The sequence below is a fragment of the Paenibacillus shenyangensis genome (genome assembly GCF_000346635.1).
Classification (GTDB): domain Bacteria; phylum Bacillota; class Bacilli; order Paenibacillales; family Paenibacillaceae; genus Saccharibacillus; species Saccharibacillus dauci.
This window is the reverse complement of sequence record NZ_AOIG01000028.1, coordinates 1-16,711: the sequence shown is the minus strand read 5'-3', so window position 1 is coordinate 16,711 and position 16,711 is coordinate 1. Positions and strand designations below refer to the sequence as shown.

Genomic DNA, 16,711 nt, shown 5'->3' with positions numbered 1-16,711 from the left:
TGTTACGGTTATAGGATATAGAGAGTATGTTCGCAAAATACTCGAAACAAACTCCAAATATCTCGTTGTTAAAAAGAACTGGGACTCAGATCTGGATGATTTTCATATCAAATGGGGGACACGGAACACAAATGTCATAACGCATGTATATAGCAACGAAAATTAATACAGAAATAGAGGTGTGAATATGCGCAAACAAGCGCTGAAATGGATAGTGGCGATCGGAGCACTATTCATTATTTACATTGGTACAGAACTTTTCCTGATGTACCAGGTGAAACCAACGATATATTCTACCGTCAAGCGGTGGGCAGCGCACGTACCAGAAATCGAAGCGTACGGGCAAAAATGGGCGTACGTTGATACGGTAGATATCGGTACATCGACGTTAACCAAATTCACGGAAGGGGAAGGACCCTACAAAGATCAAATGTATTACTTTCCCGGAAGGCCCGTTCGTCCTGCATATATTTTCGTACCCAAAGCAGGGACTGAGTATTATAAATACAAGCTTTCTACGTTTATCTTTTTCTATGGCATTTAAAATATAGAGGCAAAAGAGAGCCTTTAAAGAGCTTTCTTTTTTGCCTCTTATTCTTTTGAACGGAATTAAATCACCTCATATGGTAAGATGAAAATCAAATCTATCCGATAGGAGCTGCATACTGGTTCATGAACAAATGGAGCGAGCATTCGCCGGGACACAAGCAAGAGCAGGCACGTGAGGAAACGGCCCGTTTGGCCCGACTGATTGATCTACATATGACGCGGGACGGAACCTCTGCCGCGCGCATTCCTGGATTATATTTCAACCGTTATTCGCAGCCGGAACCGTCTGATTACATGCATACCATGTATTGGCCAACCATAGGAATCGCAGCACAGGGCAAAAAAATCATTAGAATCGGCGAGGAAACGGCCGAATACTTTGGCGCCCAATTGCTGGTCATTCCGGTAGCCTTGCCTGTAGCGATCCGGACAGTGCAGGCAAGTCCATTCGAACCTTTCCTGGGTGTAGGCATTTATCTTGATCCGGATAAAATTGCCGCGCTCGTCCCGAAAGTTTACCCGGACGGACTGCCTATAATGGAAAACCGGAGTGCTGCCTATGTATTGGAAGCCGAACCAGCGTTGATCGCTTCCATGTCTCGCTTGGTAGCATGCCTGGACGATTTCGATGATAACGGACTGCTGCTCTCGCTGGCCGAAGACGAAGTTTTTATTCGTCTGCTACGCAGTCCAATCGGGGTCTACGTAGCAGAAACGGTACTATCCGGATCGAGCATACAGCGCGTTGCTAAAGCAATTGACTGGCTGAGGAATCATTTTACGGAGTCGTTCAAAATTGCTGAGCTGGCGGATATGGTCCATCTTAGCGAGTCATCGTTCCGAGAACATTTCAAGTCGGTCACCGCCGTAAGTCCACTGCAGTATCAGAAAGCACTCCGTCTACAGGAAGCCAGGCGGCTGATGCTCTCCGGGGAACGGGATGCGATTACCGCCTGCCGGTTGGTCGGTTATGTGAGCGATTCGCAGTTCAGCCGTGATTACAGCCGTTTTTTCGGTAGTCCGCCGAGTCGAGACATCGCCAAATGGAGACAGTAGAGACTATTTGTCAGCTTAGCTTATAAGTATTCGCCTAAGGACAGAAAGGGTTCCCTAAACGTATCACCTTCTATAGATCTTGTCGGTTGCTTTAAAAAGACCTGCTGCCCTTTGGGTGTCAGGTCTTTTTGCGCAGCCAATACGGTTAACCGCTCGATTCGTTCAAACATCTCGAATCAGGCAAGAAGAAGCGTGAAATAGTCAAACTTTCTATCGGCTTTCTTTCTAAAATAGTAAATAACATGTACCGTATTCAGAATTTGCAGCTTCAGCAGGAGGATAGGGAATGTTCCAGCACAAAAGACTCCAATAAATCGAAGGGTTCAATCGAAAAAGCGTTACCATACAAGGAGGAAATATGATGCGTATTCTAGTAACGGGAGCAAGTGGATTTATCGGTTCAGCTGTTATTCGCGAACTGATCGAGAATGGACACGAAACGATTGGTCTTGTTCGTTCGCAGGAGGCGGCCGAACGCCTGACTTCGATCGGTACAATAGCGATTCGAGGTTCTGTCGAGGATACCGCACTTTTGCGCAAAGCCGCAGACAAAGCAGATACGGTAATCCATACAGCGTTTTTTCATAAATTTTCGCATGCCGGACTGTCGACACGTCTGCGTATTGCACTTGGAGGGGCTCCCCGTCAGGCGTCTACTCGGTTCATGGCTGCGGCTATCCGTATGGAGCAACGCGCGATCGAAACGTTCGGCGCAGCACTATCCGCAAAACAAGGGGCGCTCGTCATTGCTATGCCGACGATGACGCTTACTGCGGGAAGATTGGCGAGGGAAGAAGACGATGGTGATCCCTATTCGGTCGGTGGCGGCCGATTGGCTTCGGAGAAAGCGCTGCTGATTCAGACGGAAAAGGGGATTCGCGCTTCCATAGTGCGCTTACCGCCGATCGTATACGGAGAAGGAGATCAGGGCGGACTGCTACCTTCACTCATTAAAATCGCACGTTCCAAAAAGAAGTCCGTTTTTATCGAGAAAGGTGCCAACCGCTGGCCTTCCGTGCACCGGCTCGATGCAGCCCGGTTATTCAGACTGGCTGTAGAACAAGGAACTCCAGGATCCCGATTTCATGCAATTGCTGATGAAGGAATTCCTTTTGCGGATATTGCAGAATGGATCGGCTTGGAAAGCGGTCTGCCGATCCAATCGATTAAAGCGGATCAAGCTGCAGACCATTTCGGTTGGCTGAGTTCATTTGCTGCTGCAGACAATCCTGTATCCTCGACACTTACAAGTGAAAGGCTAGGATGGAAGGCGAAGCACCCGGGTCTGCTGGACGAGATAAAGAAAGGGTATTATTTCGGGAAATAAAGTTTTCTAAATAGGGATTGAATGGAGAACTCATATGCGTAATATAAATATGAGATATTCTTCACAAAAATGTCACGTCAAACGCTGATTAATCAGTATTTGACGCTTTTTTTTTAAAGTTAGTACATTTAAAGGAAAAAAGGGTAATAGCATTAGAGAACTAATGCTAGAAACGATTCATTTTCAGTTTAAACGGTTAAAAAGTGAGGTTATCCTAATGTTCACCCTTATGGCTGCAAGGTTACTCCGTCTTTTCCCTAATCAGGCGAAAAAGACGCCCATGCTCCCCTTCGAGCCAGTGAAGGAAAAAAAAGAGATGAAAGTAGAGACGTCTGTAAAACTCACGGATATTTCCTTCTACTATCCCTCGGAATCCAAACTGAAAAAATTCCCGCTGTATATTAATTTTCACGGGGGAGCGTTCATCATGCACGAAAAGGAGATGGACGATCCGTACTGCCGTTACCTGGCTAACCGGACAGCATGCATCATTGCGAATGTAGAGTATGCAAAAGCGCCGGAGTACCCTTTTCCCAATCCAGTCGAACAGGTCTATGAAGTGTTTCGATGGATTCAGAGTAGAGCCGACGATTTGAACATCGACACGGAAAAAATAATGGTCGGCGGACAAAGTTCGGGAGCCAATCTGGCCGCTGCGCTCTGTCTCTATTTGGAGGAAAAAAAGGAAAAGCAACCGCTGCTTCAAGTGCTGTCATGCCCGATGCTGGATTTTGCGACTCCGCATGCCAACAAGCCGGAAACGGACAAATGGCGGGCACGATATCCCCAGGCCGCTCACTTTTTGAACATGTGCTACGTCCCGGAAAAAGGTCAAGCAGAACATCCTCTTGCTTCTCCGGTTCGCGCTGTCGTCAGCGAACATTTGGCACCTGCCCTTATTCTCATCGCAGAACATGATGCTTTCAGACCGGAAGCGGAATATTATGCGGAGAAATTAAAGGAAGCTAGGGTACATATTGAGGAAAAAGTATTCAAAGACTGCAAACACGCTTTTACCCACCTGGGTCCAAAAGAAAAAGCGGAGGAAGCCTGGGAAATGATTGCACGTAAAATCAAAGAAACGGCGAATGAGCGGTATGCAGAATAAAGTAAGGCATATGCCGGCTTAGAGCCACAATGAACACCATTCTTGATTGATGGAAGGAGAAACAAGACAAGTGAAAACGACAAATAAAAACGTAGTGGTTATCGGAGGCGGACTCGGAGGACTGTCAGCTGCAATTTCGCTGGCACAGGCAGGATACGAGGTATCTTTATATGAAAAAAACAATCACATCGGAGGGAAATTGAACCGACTGGACCAGGATGGTTTCGGTTTTGATTTGGGCCCATCTATTCTGACAATGCCCCGAGTGTTTGAACATTTGTTTAATGCCAGCGGTAAATCCATGCAGGACTATGTTCCGATCGAAAAGCTGAACCATCAATGGCGTTCCTTTTTCCCTGACGGAAATATCATCGATCTATATGAAAATCTGCAGGACATGAAGGAGAAAAACGACTCCCTGAGTGAAAAAGATATGCGCGAGTATCAGAATCTGCTTGAATATTCCAAAAAAATCTACAATATGACGGACAAAACCTATTTTAAGCATGGTGTAGATAGCACAAGAGAAATTATGAAGCATACGAGCCTGTTTGGTGCGTTAAAAAATTTCGATTTGTTTTCTACTGTTCATGGAGCGATTGACAAGCGGATCAGCAATAAACAGCTGCGCGATATGCTGTCCTACTTTATCAAATATGTGGGTTCGTCGCCTTACGACGCACCGGCTGTTTTGAATATGATGATTTATATGCAACATGATCAGGGACTATGGTACGTACCTGGCGGATTGAATAAACTGGCAGATGGTTTAGTGAAGCTGGCCGAGGAAGTGGGAGTTCATTTCCATCTCGGTACACCCATCGTCAAACTCGAAAAAAACAACGACGAAATCACGGGCGCCTTTTTGGAAGACGGAACAAAGCTGACTGCAGATTATTACGTTTCCAATATGGAGGTCATCCCGGTTTACGAACGTTTATTGGAAGAAGACAACCGCTTTGTAGACAAATTAAAGAAAAAATTCGAACCGGCCAGTTCGGGTCTTGTGCTGCATTTGGGCGTGAAAAAAAGCTATCCTCAGCTTCGCCATCATAATTTCTTTTTCGCGGAAAACATGAAGCAGCAAATGCAGTCCATTTTCCATGAACATACCCTGCCGGAGGATCCAGTCATTTATTTGGTTAACGTGAATAAAACCGATCCGTCGCAGGCTCCTGAAGGACATGAAAATATTAAAGTACTACCCCATATTCCTTACATACGGGATCAGAAACCGTTCACTCAGCAGGACTATGAGCAATTTGCTGAACGAGTTCTGATCAAACTGGAAAAAATGGGCTTAGATGATTTGCGAGCCAATATCGTAACTAGAGATATGTGGACACCAGAAGATATCAGAAAGACGTATGGCTCTGACCGCGGTGCTATTTATGGAACGGTATCCAATCGCAAAAAAAATAAAGGATTCAAGCATGCCAAACAAAGCGAACGCTATAACAATCTCTATTTTGTAGGTGGAACGGTAAACCCGGGCGGTGGAATGCCGATGGTTACGTTAAGCGGCCAGCTGGTCAGCAAAAAAATTGTGCAGAGGGATGTTGCACATGCCGGACAATGAAAATCCTTTTCTGAAGACCTTGCCTGAAAAGCAGCGTGAAGAATTACTGCGCCAAGGCAGCTCTTCAAACGAGATGCGTAAAAACCAGCTTTTAAAGCTGAAAAATATTCTGGTGAAACGCGAAAAAGAATTAACGGATGCCCTGTATTCCGATCTGGGTAAACCGGCATTTGAATCTTTTTCATCGGAGATTGCCGTTCTGTTGAACGAAATCGATTACGTCTGCAAGCATATCGCTAAATGGAATCGTACCCGGCGTTCCCGGCACTTGAAATTAGGCTATATCGAATCACTCCGGAAAAAGAGACATCCGTACGGAAGCGTACTGGTTATCGGTTCATGGAATTATCCGGTCCAGCTTACCCTAATGCCTGTGATCGGAGCTATCGCCGGAGGAAACTCTTGTATTATCAAGCCGTCCGAATATGCGCCGGCAGTGGCCGAGCTGCTAAAAGAAATCATCAATCAGGCATTTCCGCTTGAACAACTGCACGTGGTCACAGGAGATTCGCAAATCGCCAGCCAGCTGACTGCATCACCGTTTGATTTGATTTTTTTCACAGGCAGCGGGCAAACCGGTAAGCGGGTGGCGGATCAGGCAGCCAAGCAGCTTACGCCGGTAATTCTGGAACTCGGCGGGAAAAACCCATGTATCCTTGACGAAACGGGCTTTTCGCCAGCCGCTGTTAAGGACATTGTATGGGGGAAATTCATCAATGCCGGCCAAACTTGTATTGCGCCGGATACCCTTTTTGTACAGCGCTCCGTTTACGAAAAAACGCTGGCGGAAATTTCTACGGTGCTTGCTGATTTCTATGGGGAGCAGCCTCAGACAAGCGAAGATTATGGACGAATCTGTACCGAAGCCCATTTTCAAAAGGTGATCCATTTTATCGAACAGGGCACAGTTGAGTATGGCGGTATGTATGATCAAGCCGACCGGTTTATCGCTCCAACCGTGTTGACGGATATTGAACCGGGAAGTTCCGTTCTGGAAGAAGAAATTTTCGGTCCAGTTCTTCCCGTTATTCCCTATACCGATTTGAATTCGTTATTATCCAGCGGCAGTCTTCAGCGCGATGCCCTTACTGGATACATATTCAGCACTGACAAACATCGAATTGAGCAATTTAATGAATACATGCGCTCCTCGACGATTAGTGTCAATCAAGTGATCCATCATGCGGCGAGTCCTCATATTGCGTTTGGCGGAGTTGGCCAAAGCGGATATGGCGCTTACCATGGCAAAGCCGGGTTTTTGGCTTTTAGCTATGAAAAAACGAGCGTTCGAACGTATCACTATCTACGCTTTTCAGGCAAATTCCCGCCTTATTCGGAACGAAACATGAAAGCTTTGAAAAAGTTGAGAAAGCGGATTCTTTAAACGACCAGTATCGGAACAAAGAAACAGGATGCGGAAATGAGGATTTTGTATGAGTAAAAAGGTAATTGTCATCGGAAGCGGGGTGGCGGGTCTTGCCTCTGCCATCAGGCTTCAGGCTGCTGGCTACCAAGTAGAGATCTACGAAAAAGGTTCAACACCCGGTGGTAAAATGAACCGGATCGAACTGGACGGAGGATACAAATTCGATTTGGGACCTAGCATCGTGATGATGCCCGAAATCTATCGGGAACTATTCGAAGTATGCGGCCGCGATCCGGACGATTATATTCCCATGGAAAAACTAGATCCGATTTACCGGGCTTATTTTAGTGATATTCCTGATGAGCCTTTTGACATTTCCTCCGATATGACCAAGCTGACCAAAACGATCGAAGCGATCAGTGAAGAAGATACAGCAGGCTTTTTCCGGTATCTGCATGAGATTTATCAAAAATTCATCATTGCTAAAAATTATATTCTTCCCAGACCTTTCCGTAAAAGGAGTGACTTTTATAACTTCCCGATGCTGAAGAAGGCAATCAAATTAAAACCTTACGATACCGCGGATAAATTTGTCGGTCGATATATCAAGAACAAAAGGCTGAGACAGATGATCAGCTTTCAAACGTTATATATTGGCATCTCACCTCTAACTAGCCCTTCTTTTTATACCATGATTCCGATGCTTCAATTTTTATATGGAGTATGGTTTATTAAGGGCGGGATGTATACGATGGCTTTGTCAATGGAAAGACTCTTCAAAGAGCTTGGAGGAATCATTCATTACGGCCAAGATGTACAGCAGATATCTATTCAAAATCAAAAAGCGGAAGGCATTGTCGTGGACGGACAAAACATATCTTCGGATTATGTCGTTTGCAACGCCGACTTTCCTTATGCGATCAAGCATCTGGTACAAGACAAGCCTTCCAAAGGACAGTATACCGACGAGAAAGTCGACAGCATGAAATATTCTTGCTCCTGTTTTTTGCTGTACCTCGGTATGAACCGCAAGTATGAAGAAACGGACCATGTGCACAATTTTATTTTCAATGAGGATCTGGACCAGAATCTCAATGATATTTTTGATGGAAAAAAACTGGCGAATGCTTCTTTTTACGTGTATATCGCGTCAAAAGCAGATCCTTCCATGGCTCCTGAAGGAACAGATGGATTGTATATTCTGATGCCTGTATCCAATGCAGCCGAATCCAATTATGAGTGGAACGAGGAGACGGTTGCTTATTATCGCAGTTACATCTTAAATGAATTGAAAAAGATTCGTGGTTTTGAAAATGTGGATAATGAGATTGTGACCGAAACGCATATCACACCGCTGGATTTTAGTTCCAAGTTCAATGCGTATAATGGTGCTTCATTTGGTTTGCAGCCTATTTTAAAACAAAGCAACCACTACCGTCCGCAGAGCAAAGCGAGCGATTGCGAAAATTTGTACTTTACGGGAAGCAGTACACATCCCGGTGCTGGCGTTCCAATCGTACTTCTGTCTGCCAAAATTGCCGCCCAGGAATTGATCCAGGATGATACAGGCGAGCTGTTTGATTATTCGGTGAAATAAAGAAAGGGGGCGAATGTTATAACGGCTTTGGACATTATCAAACTGGCGATTGGATTAGGGACAGTGATAGTCGGCTTCCTCATGTTCTGGTCGCTGCCTGTGCCCCGTGCCTCCGCCAGAGGGGCAACCAATCTACCGTTTCTGTCTATTATTATTCCTGCCAGAAATGAAGAAAGCAGGATTGTGCCTTTGCTGCGGTCCCTACAGGAACAGCGGTTTACTTCATTCGAAATTCTGGTTGTGGATGACGATTCATCAGACAAGACCGCTGCTGTAGCGGAAAGTTTCGGCGCAAAGGTGCTGCAGAACGAAGGAGCGGGGAAATCTTCAGCCTGCTGGTACGGCGCCGAACAGGCTAAAGGAAGCTGGTTATTATTTTTGGACGCGGATACCAAATTCGAAAGCGCAGAGGGGCTAAACCATCTGCTGCAGTTTTATCAGGAAAAGGGAGCCAGAGGTATTACAGCGCTGCAGCCTTTTCATACGGTAGAGCACTGGTATGAACATCTGTCTGTTATTTTTAACATTATCGTTGTAACCGGAATGAATCTATTTACCGTTTGGGGTTCTCGGTTTAAAACGGCCGGTTCGTTCGGTCCGTGCATTTTATGCAATCGCGACGATTATTTTTTGTCCGGCGGGCATAAAATAATCGAAGGAGCCATCATGGATGATCTGGCACTGGGAGAGGCGTTTCTTGAACAAAATCTTCCTGTACGCTGCCTAGGGGGTAAAGGTATTATATCTCTACGCATGTATCCTGAAGGCATTGGCAGTCTGATCGAAGGCTGGTGCAAAAGTTTTGCCGTCGGTTCCAAATCGACGCATCCAGTTGTCATGTTGATGGTCATCTTATGGATATCCGGCAGTTTCATTGCTGCCTCCGCTCTAGTTTCTTCTCTGATAGGATGGAATCCTGCTATGATCCTGTTGAGCGGGATATTATATGTTCTGTATGTCATTCAGACAGGATGGTTTGCCAGTAGGGTGGGGGACTTCAAAAAAGTGATTTTTCTTGTTTACCCGATATGGTTTGCGTTTTTTATAGGCATCTATTTATATTCTTTTATCAGGGTAAATGTTTTCCGTTCCGTGAGTTGGAAAGGTCGCAAAATCAAAGTCTGAATACTGCGTGATGTAAGCTAATTATTAAATCAAGTTTTTGAGAGACCTCTTGTACATTTTTTGAACGTACAAGGGGTCTTTGTATAAATTACATATGAATACCGAGAATGACCTGGATCAGGAACAAGTGCGCCTGAAAGGGAATGATAGCCTCAAAACCGATGCTCAACTATATGCAGCTTTGTCTAATATGATATTATTTTCCAATAAAAAAAGAGAGAAAGAATAATGTAACGCACTAAATCAACTTCAATTTTTACTAGAATCTCGATCTAATAAAGAAATCGAGATCATCGAAAAAATGATCAATAATTTGCTGGAATCAATAGATGAATTAAAGTAAATAATAAATAAGTATTCAAATACAATAACTGTAGTAAGCAATAAAATTAAATAAATCTTATGTAGGCATGATAAAATAAAATGTACAGGGTTTATTTAATTTAGATATTGAAATCATCAAAGAGCGGCAATAAAGAATTAAGATTAGCAATTGTTAAATAATAAAAAGCTAACGGGATAAACAATATATGAGTAATAACTGTAGATATAAAATAAGATAAAACATACGTGACTTCAAATCTTTCATACATAATCACAAAACTCGTATTTTGTACATATGTATATATGCTGCTCTATTGATAAAAAACCTATGTTGTATGCTCCTTTATTTAATTTAAGATCATACTATCTATACGCTCTTACTTCATTTATCAATTCAATCTAGAAATTCATTGATTACTTTTTCAACTACAATCTCTTTATCCGATCTTGATTGCAAAATAAACTGAAGACGATTTAACAGTAACGTACTATGTAGAGCATTCTACATTTTTATAAAGCGTCTATAGATATATTTTACCTGGCGAGCAATAAAATACTCCAGTCTTCGTATCTGCAGCAACAGTTCTTTCTCTTTACCGATCTGCACTTTGATCTTTTGAAGATCCACGGATGCATCCCAGATTACGATTGATATTCAAATTACTCATGATACTCTCCCATACTGTATCTTCGTATATAGTGTTAGCGATAATGTACTTTAACTATAATCAAATGGATCTGAAATATACTATGGTTATGAACTAATTTAACCTAATAAACTCCAAATCTATACATATATCTTTTAAAAATACCAATTTATACTTGCATCACTAAACCGATCGGTTTATAGTAAAACAAACAGTATAGAAAGTGAGGAAATGTAATGACCAATTTAACTCCCCCATTCACTCGCGAAACAGCAATTCTAAAAACACGCATGGCAGAAGACAGCTGGAATAGCCGAGATCCTGAGCGCTGCTCACTTGTTTACACAAAGGATTGTTTTTGGAGAAATCGCAGTGAATTTATAACAGGTCGTGAAGAAATTGTCGCTTTATTAACTAGAAAATGGGCCAAAGAGCTAGAGTATCGACTTATTAAGGAACTATGGGCATATACAGACAACTGTATTGCCGTGAGATTTGCGTACGAATGGTGTGACGATAGTGGTAATTGGTTTAGATCATATGGCAACGAGAATTGGGAATTTGCTGAGGATGGATTGATGCAACGTAGATTTGCTTCTATTAACGATATGCCAATCCAAGAAGAAGAACGAAAATTCCACTGGCCTCTTGGCTCGCGTCCTGCTGACCATCCAAGCCTAAGCGAGTTGAATCTATGACTCGTACCGTTTTTGAAAAATCGGACATCATTCCTCTCGTTGCCGAGGTATTTCGTGAGTTGGGTTATGAGGGTGCATCTCTAAGCAAAATCACAGCCCGTACCAACTTATCGAAAGGCAGCTTGTATCACTTCTTCCCTGGTGGAAAAGAAGAAATGGCTGCTGTAATCCTTGATAACGTAGATCAATGGTTTATCAGTAATATATTTGAACCACTCGAAAAAAGTGAACCCTGGTCGGCTATTGATCATATGTGGCAAGAGGTCGATACTTATTTTCAATCTGGTCAGCGCATATGCCTTATGGGTGCATTTGCCTTAGACGAGACACGTGATCGCTTCACTACTGCTATTCAGCAATACTTTGTAAGATGGATTGAAGCATTAAGCGCAGCTCTCGTTCGAGCAGACGTCCCCAAAGAGAAAGCCGATCAGATTTCAGAGGAAGCGATTGTTGGCATTCAGGGAGGATTACTTTTAAGCAGGGCTCTTAATGACAACTCTTTTTTTGAACGTACATTAACGAATCTTATACAGCGAATCTCGGTGTATCGTAATTGAAATATTCATGCTATTCTATTGAAAGCTGAATCATCCTTGTCTGCAGCGACGAAGATGATTCACATCCTAACTTATAGGATAAAAGATAACCCCAGGATTGATATGTATTCTTCGATGGCAATAAAAAATTCAACTAACGGAGTGATTTTCAATGGCTAAATTAACTGTAGGCGAAGAAAATGCACAACCAATTGAACTGTATTACGAAGATCATGGTGCTGGAAAACCTGTTGTTTTAATTCATGGATGGCCTTTAAGTGGACGGTCTTGGGAAAAGCAAGTTCCTGCACTGATCGAAGCGGGTTATCGTGTGATTACGTATGATCGGCGTGGGTTCGGTCAGTCCTCCCAACCCTGGGAAGGTTATGACTATGATACCTTTGCTTCGGATTTACATAAGCTAATTCTTCATCTTGATCTGCATGATGCTACATTAGTCGGATTTTCTATGGGCGGCGGTGAAGTAGCACGTTATGTAGGAACCTATGGAACAGAACGCATTTCTAAAGCGGTATTTGCAGGAGCTGTTCCTCCCTATCTCTATATAACTGAAAATAATCCTCAAGGCGGATTGGATGATGCGACAATTGCAGAATTCCAAAATGGAGTGAAAACAGATCGTCTGGCATTCCTGGATGGGTTTACAAGTAACTTCTTCGCTGCTGGAGACCGTACTGATCTTGTAAGTGAACCATTCCGCTTGTACAACCGGGATATTGCTGCTGCAGCTTCACCTAAAGGTACATTGGATTGTATCGCTGCCTTTGCTCTAACCGATTTCCGTCAAGATTTGGAAAAATTTAATATTCCAACATTGGTGATCCATGGCGATTCCGATGCTATTGTGCCGTTGGAAGTAAGCGGACAACGTACTCATGAATCTATCCCTGGTAGCCATCTTGTCGTTGTTGAAGGTGGACCACACGGATTTAATGCCACTCATTATGAAAAATTCAATTCAGCCTTAATTGAATTCTTGCAAGGTTAAGTTTACTTTGTTATAAGAATAGAAACCCAAAAAGCAGAATGTCCCACTCCATCTTCAGGTGGGACATTCTGCTTTTATTACATAGTATTCAGATATTAGAGTAGTTATCTATCGAATTATGGAACATCTGCACCGATACGGCAACTATACGGAATTTTATCTCAGTGGATATATAATTTGAACATCTTTTAGATTATTTAATTCTTCCTTAAGTATATGGTTATGATCAGCTCCTACAATGCATAAAATTTTCCCATTCGGATTATCTTTTATTGCATTTCTTATGCGTTGTAACATAATCAAATGCCTACACTCCCATCTAATAAAATGCGAATTTTGATCAAGTTTCTTTAACCACTGATACTTTTGCTTAGTAACAGTATCAAAGGAAGCTGTATTAAATGGAATGTCTCCTTTAATGGCTGCTTCCTTTTGTTTTTCCCACCAAATCTCCAATTCTTTTTCTAAATGTTCTTTTTCAAGGCCACTATAGTCTCGTAGAGGATCAAAATCATTCCATATATCTAATTCTACCCAATCTATTGGAACAAACTTAATTTTTTGTTGGTTACATATTGGGAAAATTAATTCATAATACTCACTTGGGGGTTCACCCCAGTATCCTCTATTATCTGAATCTTCTTTGTATTTCTCAAAACTGGTTGGTAATACCTCACCACATATTACATCAGGATCGAAATCTAGAATTAATTCTTTAATTACTTCAAGCGTCAAATCGTACTGGAATCTCAATGCATCATCATGAACGACTCCTAAAATTCCTACTTCCATATATACATCTCCTTAATTTAACTCTCATTGTTAGAAAAAAACACTTTCTAAATTTAGAATCATATTAATATTAAGTAACTTTGCATGTGCTTTAGACACTGCCGTAGGCATTACCTATAAGAGTGGATATTTCAATAGAATTAAATGGTATGTAACTTCTCACTCTTCTTCTACGTTTACATTAAATACAATATATTGGAAGGATGAATACAAGTTGAAATCAAAACATAAACCATGGATTACAGTATTAATAGGAACTCTCATTATTGGAGGAACCTGGCTGTTTTTCAAAAATGATAAACCCTCTACTGCGCAACTTTATTATAATGGTATGATTACAAAGATAAAAAAGTTAGACAGTAATATAGATGGTGCAAAATTATACTACTGGATTACTTTAGATGATGGATCTGGTCATGCGGTAACCAAAAATTCTACATTTTTCATTAATACGCCGATGCCTTTTGGAACAGAAGGAGATCCTAGTACAAAATACACCAAAGTTCGTGAAGAAGCAGACTTTAGTAATATTAAAGTTGGCAATAAAGTAGAAATTTGGGATAGATATGTAAATGAACATGCTTATGAAATCTATGAACTGCAAACTCTTGATCTGACCCAAGAGAATAAATAAGACTTCTGGAATTAATCTTTCCATTTATCAAAGACTCCTGATCTCTCAGGAGTCTTTTTTTATTTATTATTAGGGAGAGTTACGATCAAATCAGTATAAATTTTGGAGATTCCGTTTTTTAGCTGTGTATTATTTCCTTTTTCATCTATATAGAAAGCGTTTATTTCGTTTGAAGGTTCTATTTGAAAACTGACTGGATCGGCTATAAATGGACGAAGTGCAGAATCTGTATTGGTTTTGATTTCTCCTGCTACTGCTGAAAAATCAGCTAGAGCTCCATACGAATATTGACCTACCGCAATCGCTTTTCCATCTTTAATTTTTACGACCGTCGCAGTACGTTGATCAGTGTACGTATACTGATCAGCTTGACCGGCAGGAAACGTATACGCTTCTCCAATATATGATTTTTGGGGTGAGTTAATTAATTTAAAATCGGCTTGAATCGGAAGAGAAATAGCGGCTTGGCGTTCTGTTTTTAAATCTTTTCCGGCTTCATCCACTTTTGTATTGATGTTGTTTCCAGAAGTGACAAATAGAATTTGGCGAATCGGCTCCAACTGAACGTGAGATCCGAAAGCTTCACTTACAAAACGAATCGGTACATAGACGCGCCCGTGTCTCATCTGAGCCGGTACATCAAGTGTAAGTTTCTTCTCATTACTCCATGATGTTTTACTATTTAAAGTGACCTTGACCTGATTTTTATCTGCATTTGTAATCGAAACGGTTTTCGTACCACCATTCCAATTGTACTCAAGTCCTAAGGAAGAGAGTGCACGTATAGGCACGAGAATACGATTATTAATCTTTTCCGGGTTCGCATCTGTTTGTACAAATTGTCCGTTTACATTTATAGGAATAGGTCGCTGCACATAATCTGAAGCTGCCATGGCTGAAGTTGCACTTCCACAAAGCAGGGTTGTCGTGACCCCTAATAATGCAAGTAACTTTTTCATCTTCTTTATTCTCCTCTATTTAATGTAATATGACACAATTTAGAGACGCCAAAAAAGCATTAAGTTACATAATAATTTTATTATGAACAAAAATCCAATTAATATAAATTTAAAGTGAAGTGATTTGCTTAAACCGATCATATGTGAGATACCCTTCTCTTTCTTCCACACATCTTAGTTTATTTAAGTGAGCATTAAATCTATCGATATATTCTTCTTCATTCATAAAATCGAAAATAGTATACGCATATGATCTTAAATCTTCATAGTCACTTGCAATTAAAAAAGGAAGGGATTCCATTGCAATATGAGTCAGTTGCAGATCTTCTAGTGTCAAGCTATCATCTTTCAAATAAGCTAACTTTTGTAAACCTAATACCATTGGGAATCGCTCTGGGGCCTTACCATTTCGTAAAAAAAAAGCATGACTTTGAACTATTGGATGTACTAAAGATTCAAAACGATGAGTTTCAACGAGATCCGAAGCAACTAAAGCTCCCTTGTAGCGACATAGCATAAGGATATAACTTGATTCTATAAACCATTTCAAAGCGCGCTCAGCTAATTTATTTTCACTATTCAAACTATCTACCTCATTTCCAAATTGACTTATCTTTTTCAAAAGTGTTTTTATAAAGATACAATTTATTAAAATTTATTTAATTCCCAAATGTTATCGACTTCTTTTTCTGTTAATTGAGTTATGGTTTTAACCTTTTTCGTATTTAATGAGTAACGATATAGTTTATATTGGGATGGTTTATATTCGCCTACATAATCCAGAGTATCCCCTTTCTTACTCCAAAACATATGGATAGCTCCAATAAGATTTACTTCCCTAGGTATATAAGTAAATGTCTCATCAGAGAGATTATAAATTGCAACTCTACCAATTCCAGGATCTCCATAAGTGAAAGCAAGTTTACTTCCATTTGGTGACCAACTACAAAAAGGAATATCAGGAGAGTTTTTTAACATTTTCACAATATTATTGATTAATTTATACTTGCCATCGGTCAGATTTAAAACGATCAATCTTGATCCATCCATAGCATTTCCTACTATGGCTACATATTTTTTGTTAGGAGATACTTCAAGTGAACGTATATCAGATAAAGAGTCATCAATAGTAATAGGGTATTTTTGTTCCTTACTTGTGACCACAATATCACGAAGAATAATGGATTGAGGCCCTTCGTTAGCTTCTTTTGTAGCAGTTATTGTAACAGCCCCATCCCTTACTACGACCTTACTCTTGTCGGCTTTTTTCTCCATATTGTCGCTCTGCATATAATATTGAGACATATTAAAATTATTATTGGCTGCACTTATAGTTGTTATTGGCATATTAAGCATACCAAATGACAAAGCAAGAGCTGAAATACTAGGGCGTGTTTTAAAA

General features: G+C 41.3%; 16 protein-coding genes. 12 read left to right on the top strand and 4 right to left on the bottom strand.

Annotation, left to right across the window (positions count from 1 at the left end):
* Positions 1–187 precede the first annotated feature (187 nt).
* From H065_RS0120975 to H065_RS0120915, 11 genes are all read left to right on the top strand, one after another.
* Positions 188–544 (top strand): hypothetical protein, encoded by a 357-nt coding sequence (locus H065_RS0120975; protein WP_017815056.1) that lies wholly within the window; start codon positions 188–190, stop codon positions 542–544.
* A 128-nt stretch (positions 545–672) separates the two neighbouring features.
* Positions 673–1,605 (top strand): AraC family transcriptional regulator, encoded by a 933-nt coding sequence (locus H065_RS0120970; protein WP_017815055.1) that lies wholly within the window; start codon positions 673–675, stop codon positions 1,603–1,605.
* A gap of 358 nt (positions 1,606–1,963) precedes the next feature.
* Entirely contained in the window at positions 1,964–2,932 is a 969-nt protein-coding gene (locus H065_RS0120965) for an SDR family oxidoreductase (protein WP_238558006.1), read from the top strand.
* A gap of 163 nt (positions 2,933–3,095) precedes the next feature.
* Complete coding sequence (locus tag H065_RS0120960; RefSeq protein WP_238558005.1) at positions 3,096–4,040, top strand: alpha/beta hydrolase; 945 nt, start codon at positions 3,096–3,098, stop codon at positions 4,038–4,040.
* A gap of 70 nt (positions 4,041–4,110) precedes the next feature.
* The gene (locus H065_RS0120955; protein ID WP_017815052.1) at positions 4,111–5,619 is read left to right on the top strand and encodes a phytoene desaturase family protein; all 1,509 of its coding nucleotides are present in this window, start codon (positions 4,111–4,113) and stop codon (positions 5,617–5,619) included.
* Positions 5,606–7,003 carry an aldehyde dehydrogenase family protein gene (locus tag H065_RS0120950; protein ID WP_017815051.1) on the top strand — a complete coding sequence of 466 codons (1,398 nt, stop codon included), beginning with the start codon at positions 5,606–5,608 and terminating at the stop codon, positions 7,001–7,003. Before H065_RS0120955 ends, H065_RS0120950 begins: the two co-directional genes overlap by 14 nt.
* Before the next feature lie 49 nt (positions 7,004–7,052).
* Positions 7,053–8,582 carry a phytoene desaturase family protein gene (locus tag H065_RS0120945; protein WP_017815050.1) on the top strand — a complete coding sequence of 510 codons (1,530 nt, stop codon included), beginning with the start codon at positions 7,053–7,055 and terminating at the stop codon, positions 8,580–8,582.
* An 81-nt stretch (positions 8,583–8,663) separates the two neighbouring features.
* Positions 8,664–9,707 carry a glycosyltransferase gene (locus tag H065_RS0120940; protein ID WP_238558007.1) on the top strand — a complete coding sequence of 348 codons (1,044 nt, stop codon included), beginning with the start codon at positions 8,664–8,666 and terminating at the stop codon, positions 9,705–9,707.
* 1,207 nt (positions 9,708–10,914) lie between these two features.
* Positions 10,915–11,376 (top strand): nuclear transport factor 2 family protein, encoded by a 462-nt coding sequence (locus tag H065_RS0120925; protein ID WP_017815046.1) that lies wholly within the window; start codon positions 10,915–10,917, stop codon positions 11,374–11,376.
* Positions 11,373–11,936 carry a TetR/AcrR family transcriptional regulator gene (locus tag H065_RS0120920; RefSeq protein ID WP_017815045.1) on the top strand — a complete coding sequence of 188 codons (564 nt, stop codon included), beginning with the start codon at positions 11,373–11,375 and terminating at the stop codon, positions 11,934–11,936. The genes H065_RS0120925 and H065_RS0120920 overlap by 4 nt, the downstream gene beginning before the upstream one ends.
* Positions 11,937–12,087: 151 nt before the next feature.
* Entirely contained in the window at positions 12,088–12,924 is an 837-nt protein-coding gene (locus H065_RS0120915) for an alpha/beta fold hydrolase (RefSeq protein ID WP_017815044.1), read from the top strand.
* 156 nt (positions 12,925–13,080) lie between these two features.
* On the opposite strand, the gene H065_RS0120910 is transcribed toward H065_RS0120915, so the two are convergent.
* The gene (locus H065_RS0120910) at positions 13,081–13,716 is read right to left on the bottom strand and encodes a hypothetical protein (protein WP_017815043.1); all 636 of its coding nucleotides are present in this window, start codon (positions 13,714–13,716) and stop codon (positions 13,081–13,083) included.
* Positions 13,717–13,930: 214 nt separating this feature from the next.
* On the opposite strand from H065_RS0120910, the gene H065_RS0120905 reads away from it, so the two are divergent.
* Complete coding sequence (locus tag H065_RS0120905; protein WP_017815042.1) at positions 13,931–14,350, top strand: hypothetical protein; 420 nt, start codon at positions 13,931–13,933, stop codon at positions 14,348–14,350.
* 59 nt (positions 14,351–14,409) lie between these two features.
* On the opposite strand, the gene H065_RS26515 is transcribed toward H065_RS0120905, so the two are convergent.
* The 3 genes from H065_RS26515 to H065_RS27985 all read right to left on the bottom strand — a co-directional run.
* Positions 14,410–15,309: a copper amine oxidase N-terminal domain-containing protein gene (locus tag H065_RS26515; RefSeq protein WP_017815041.1), complete on the bottom strand. Its 900-nt coding sequence runs from the start codon at positions 15,307–15,309 to the stop codon at positions 14,410–14,412.
* Between the two features lie 109 nt (positions 15,310–15,418).
* Positions 15,419–15,892 carry a hypothetical protein gene (locus H065_RS0120895; protein WP_017815040.1) on the bottom strand — a complete coding sequence of 158 codons (474 nt, stop codon included), beginning with the start codon at positions 15,890–15,892 and terminating at the stop codon, positions 15,419–15,421.
* Positions 15,893–15,957: 65 nt separating this feature from the next.
* The coding region (locus tag H065_RS27985; RefSeq protein ID WP_017815039.1) for a hypothetical protein at positions 15,958–16,711 on the bottom strand (754 nt) is incomplete at its 5' end.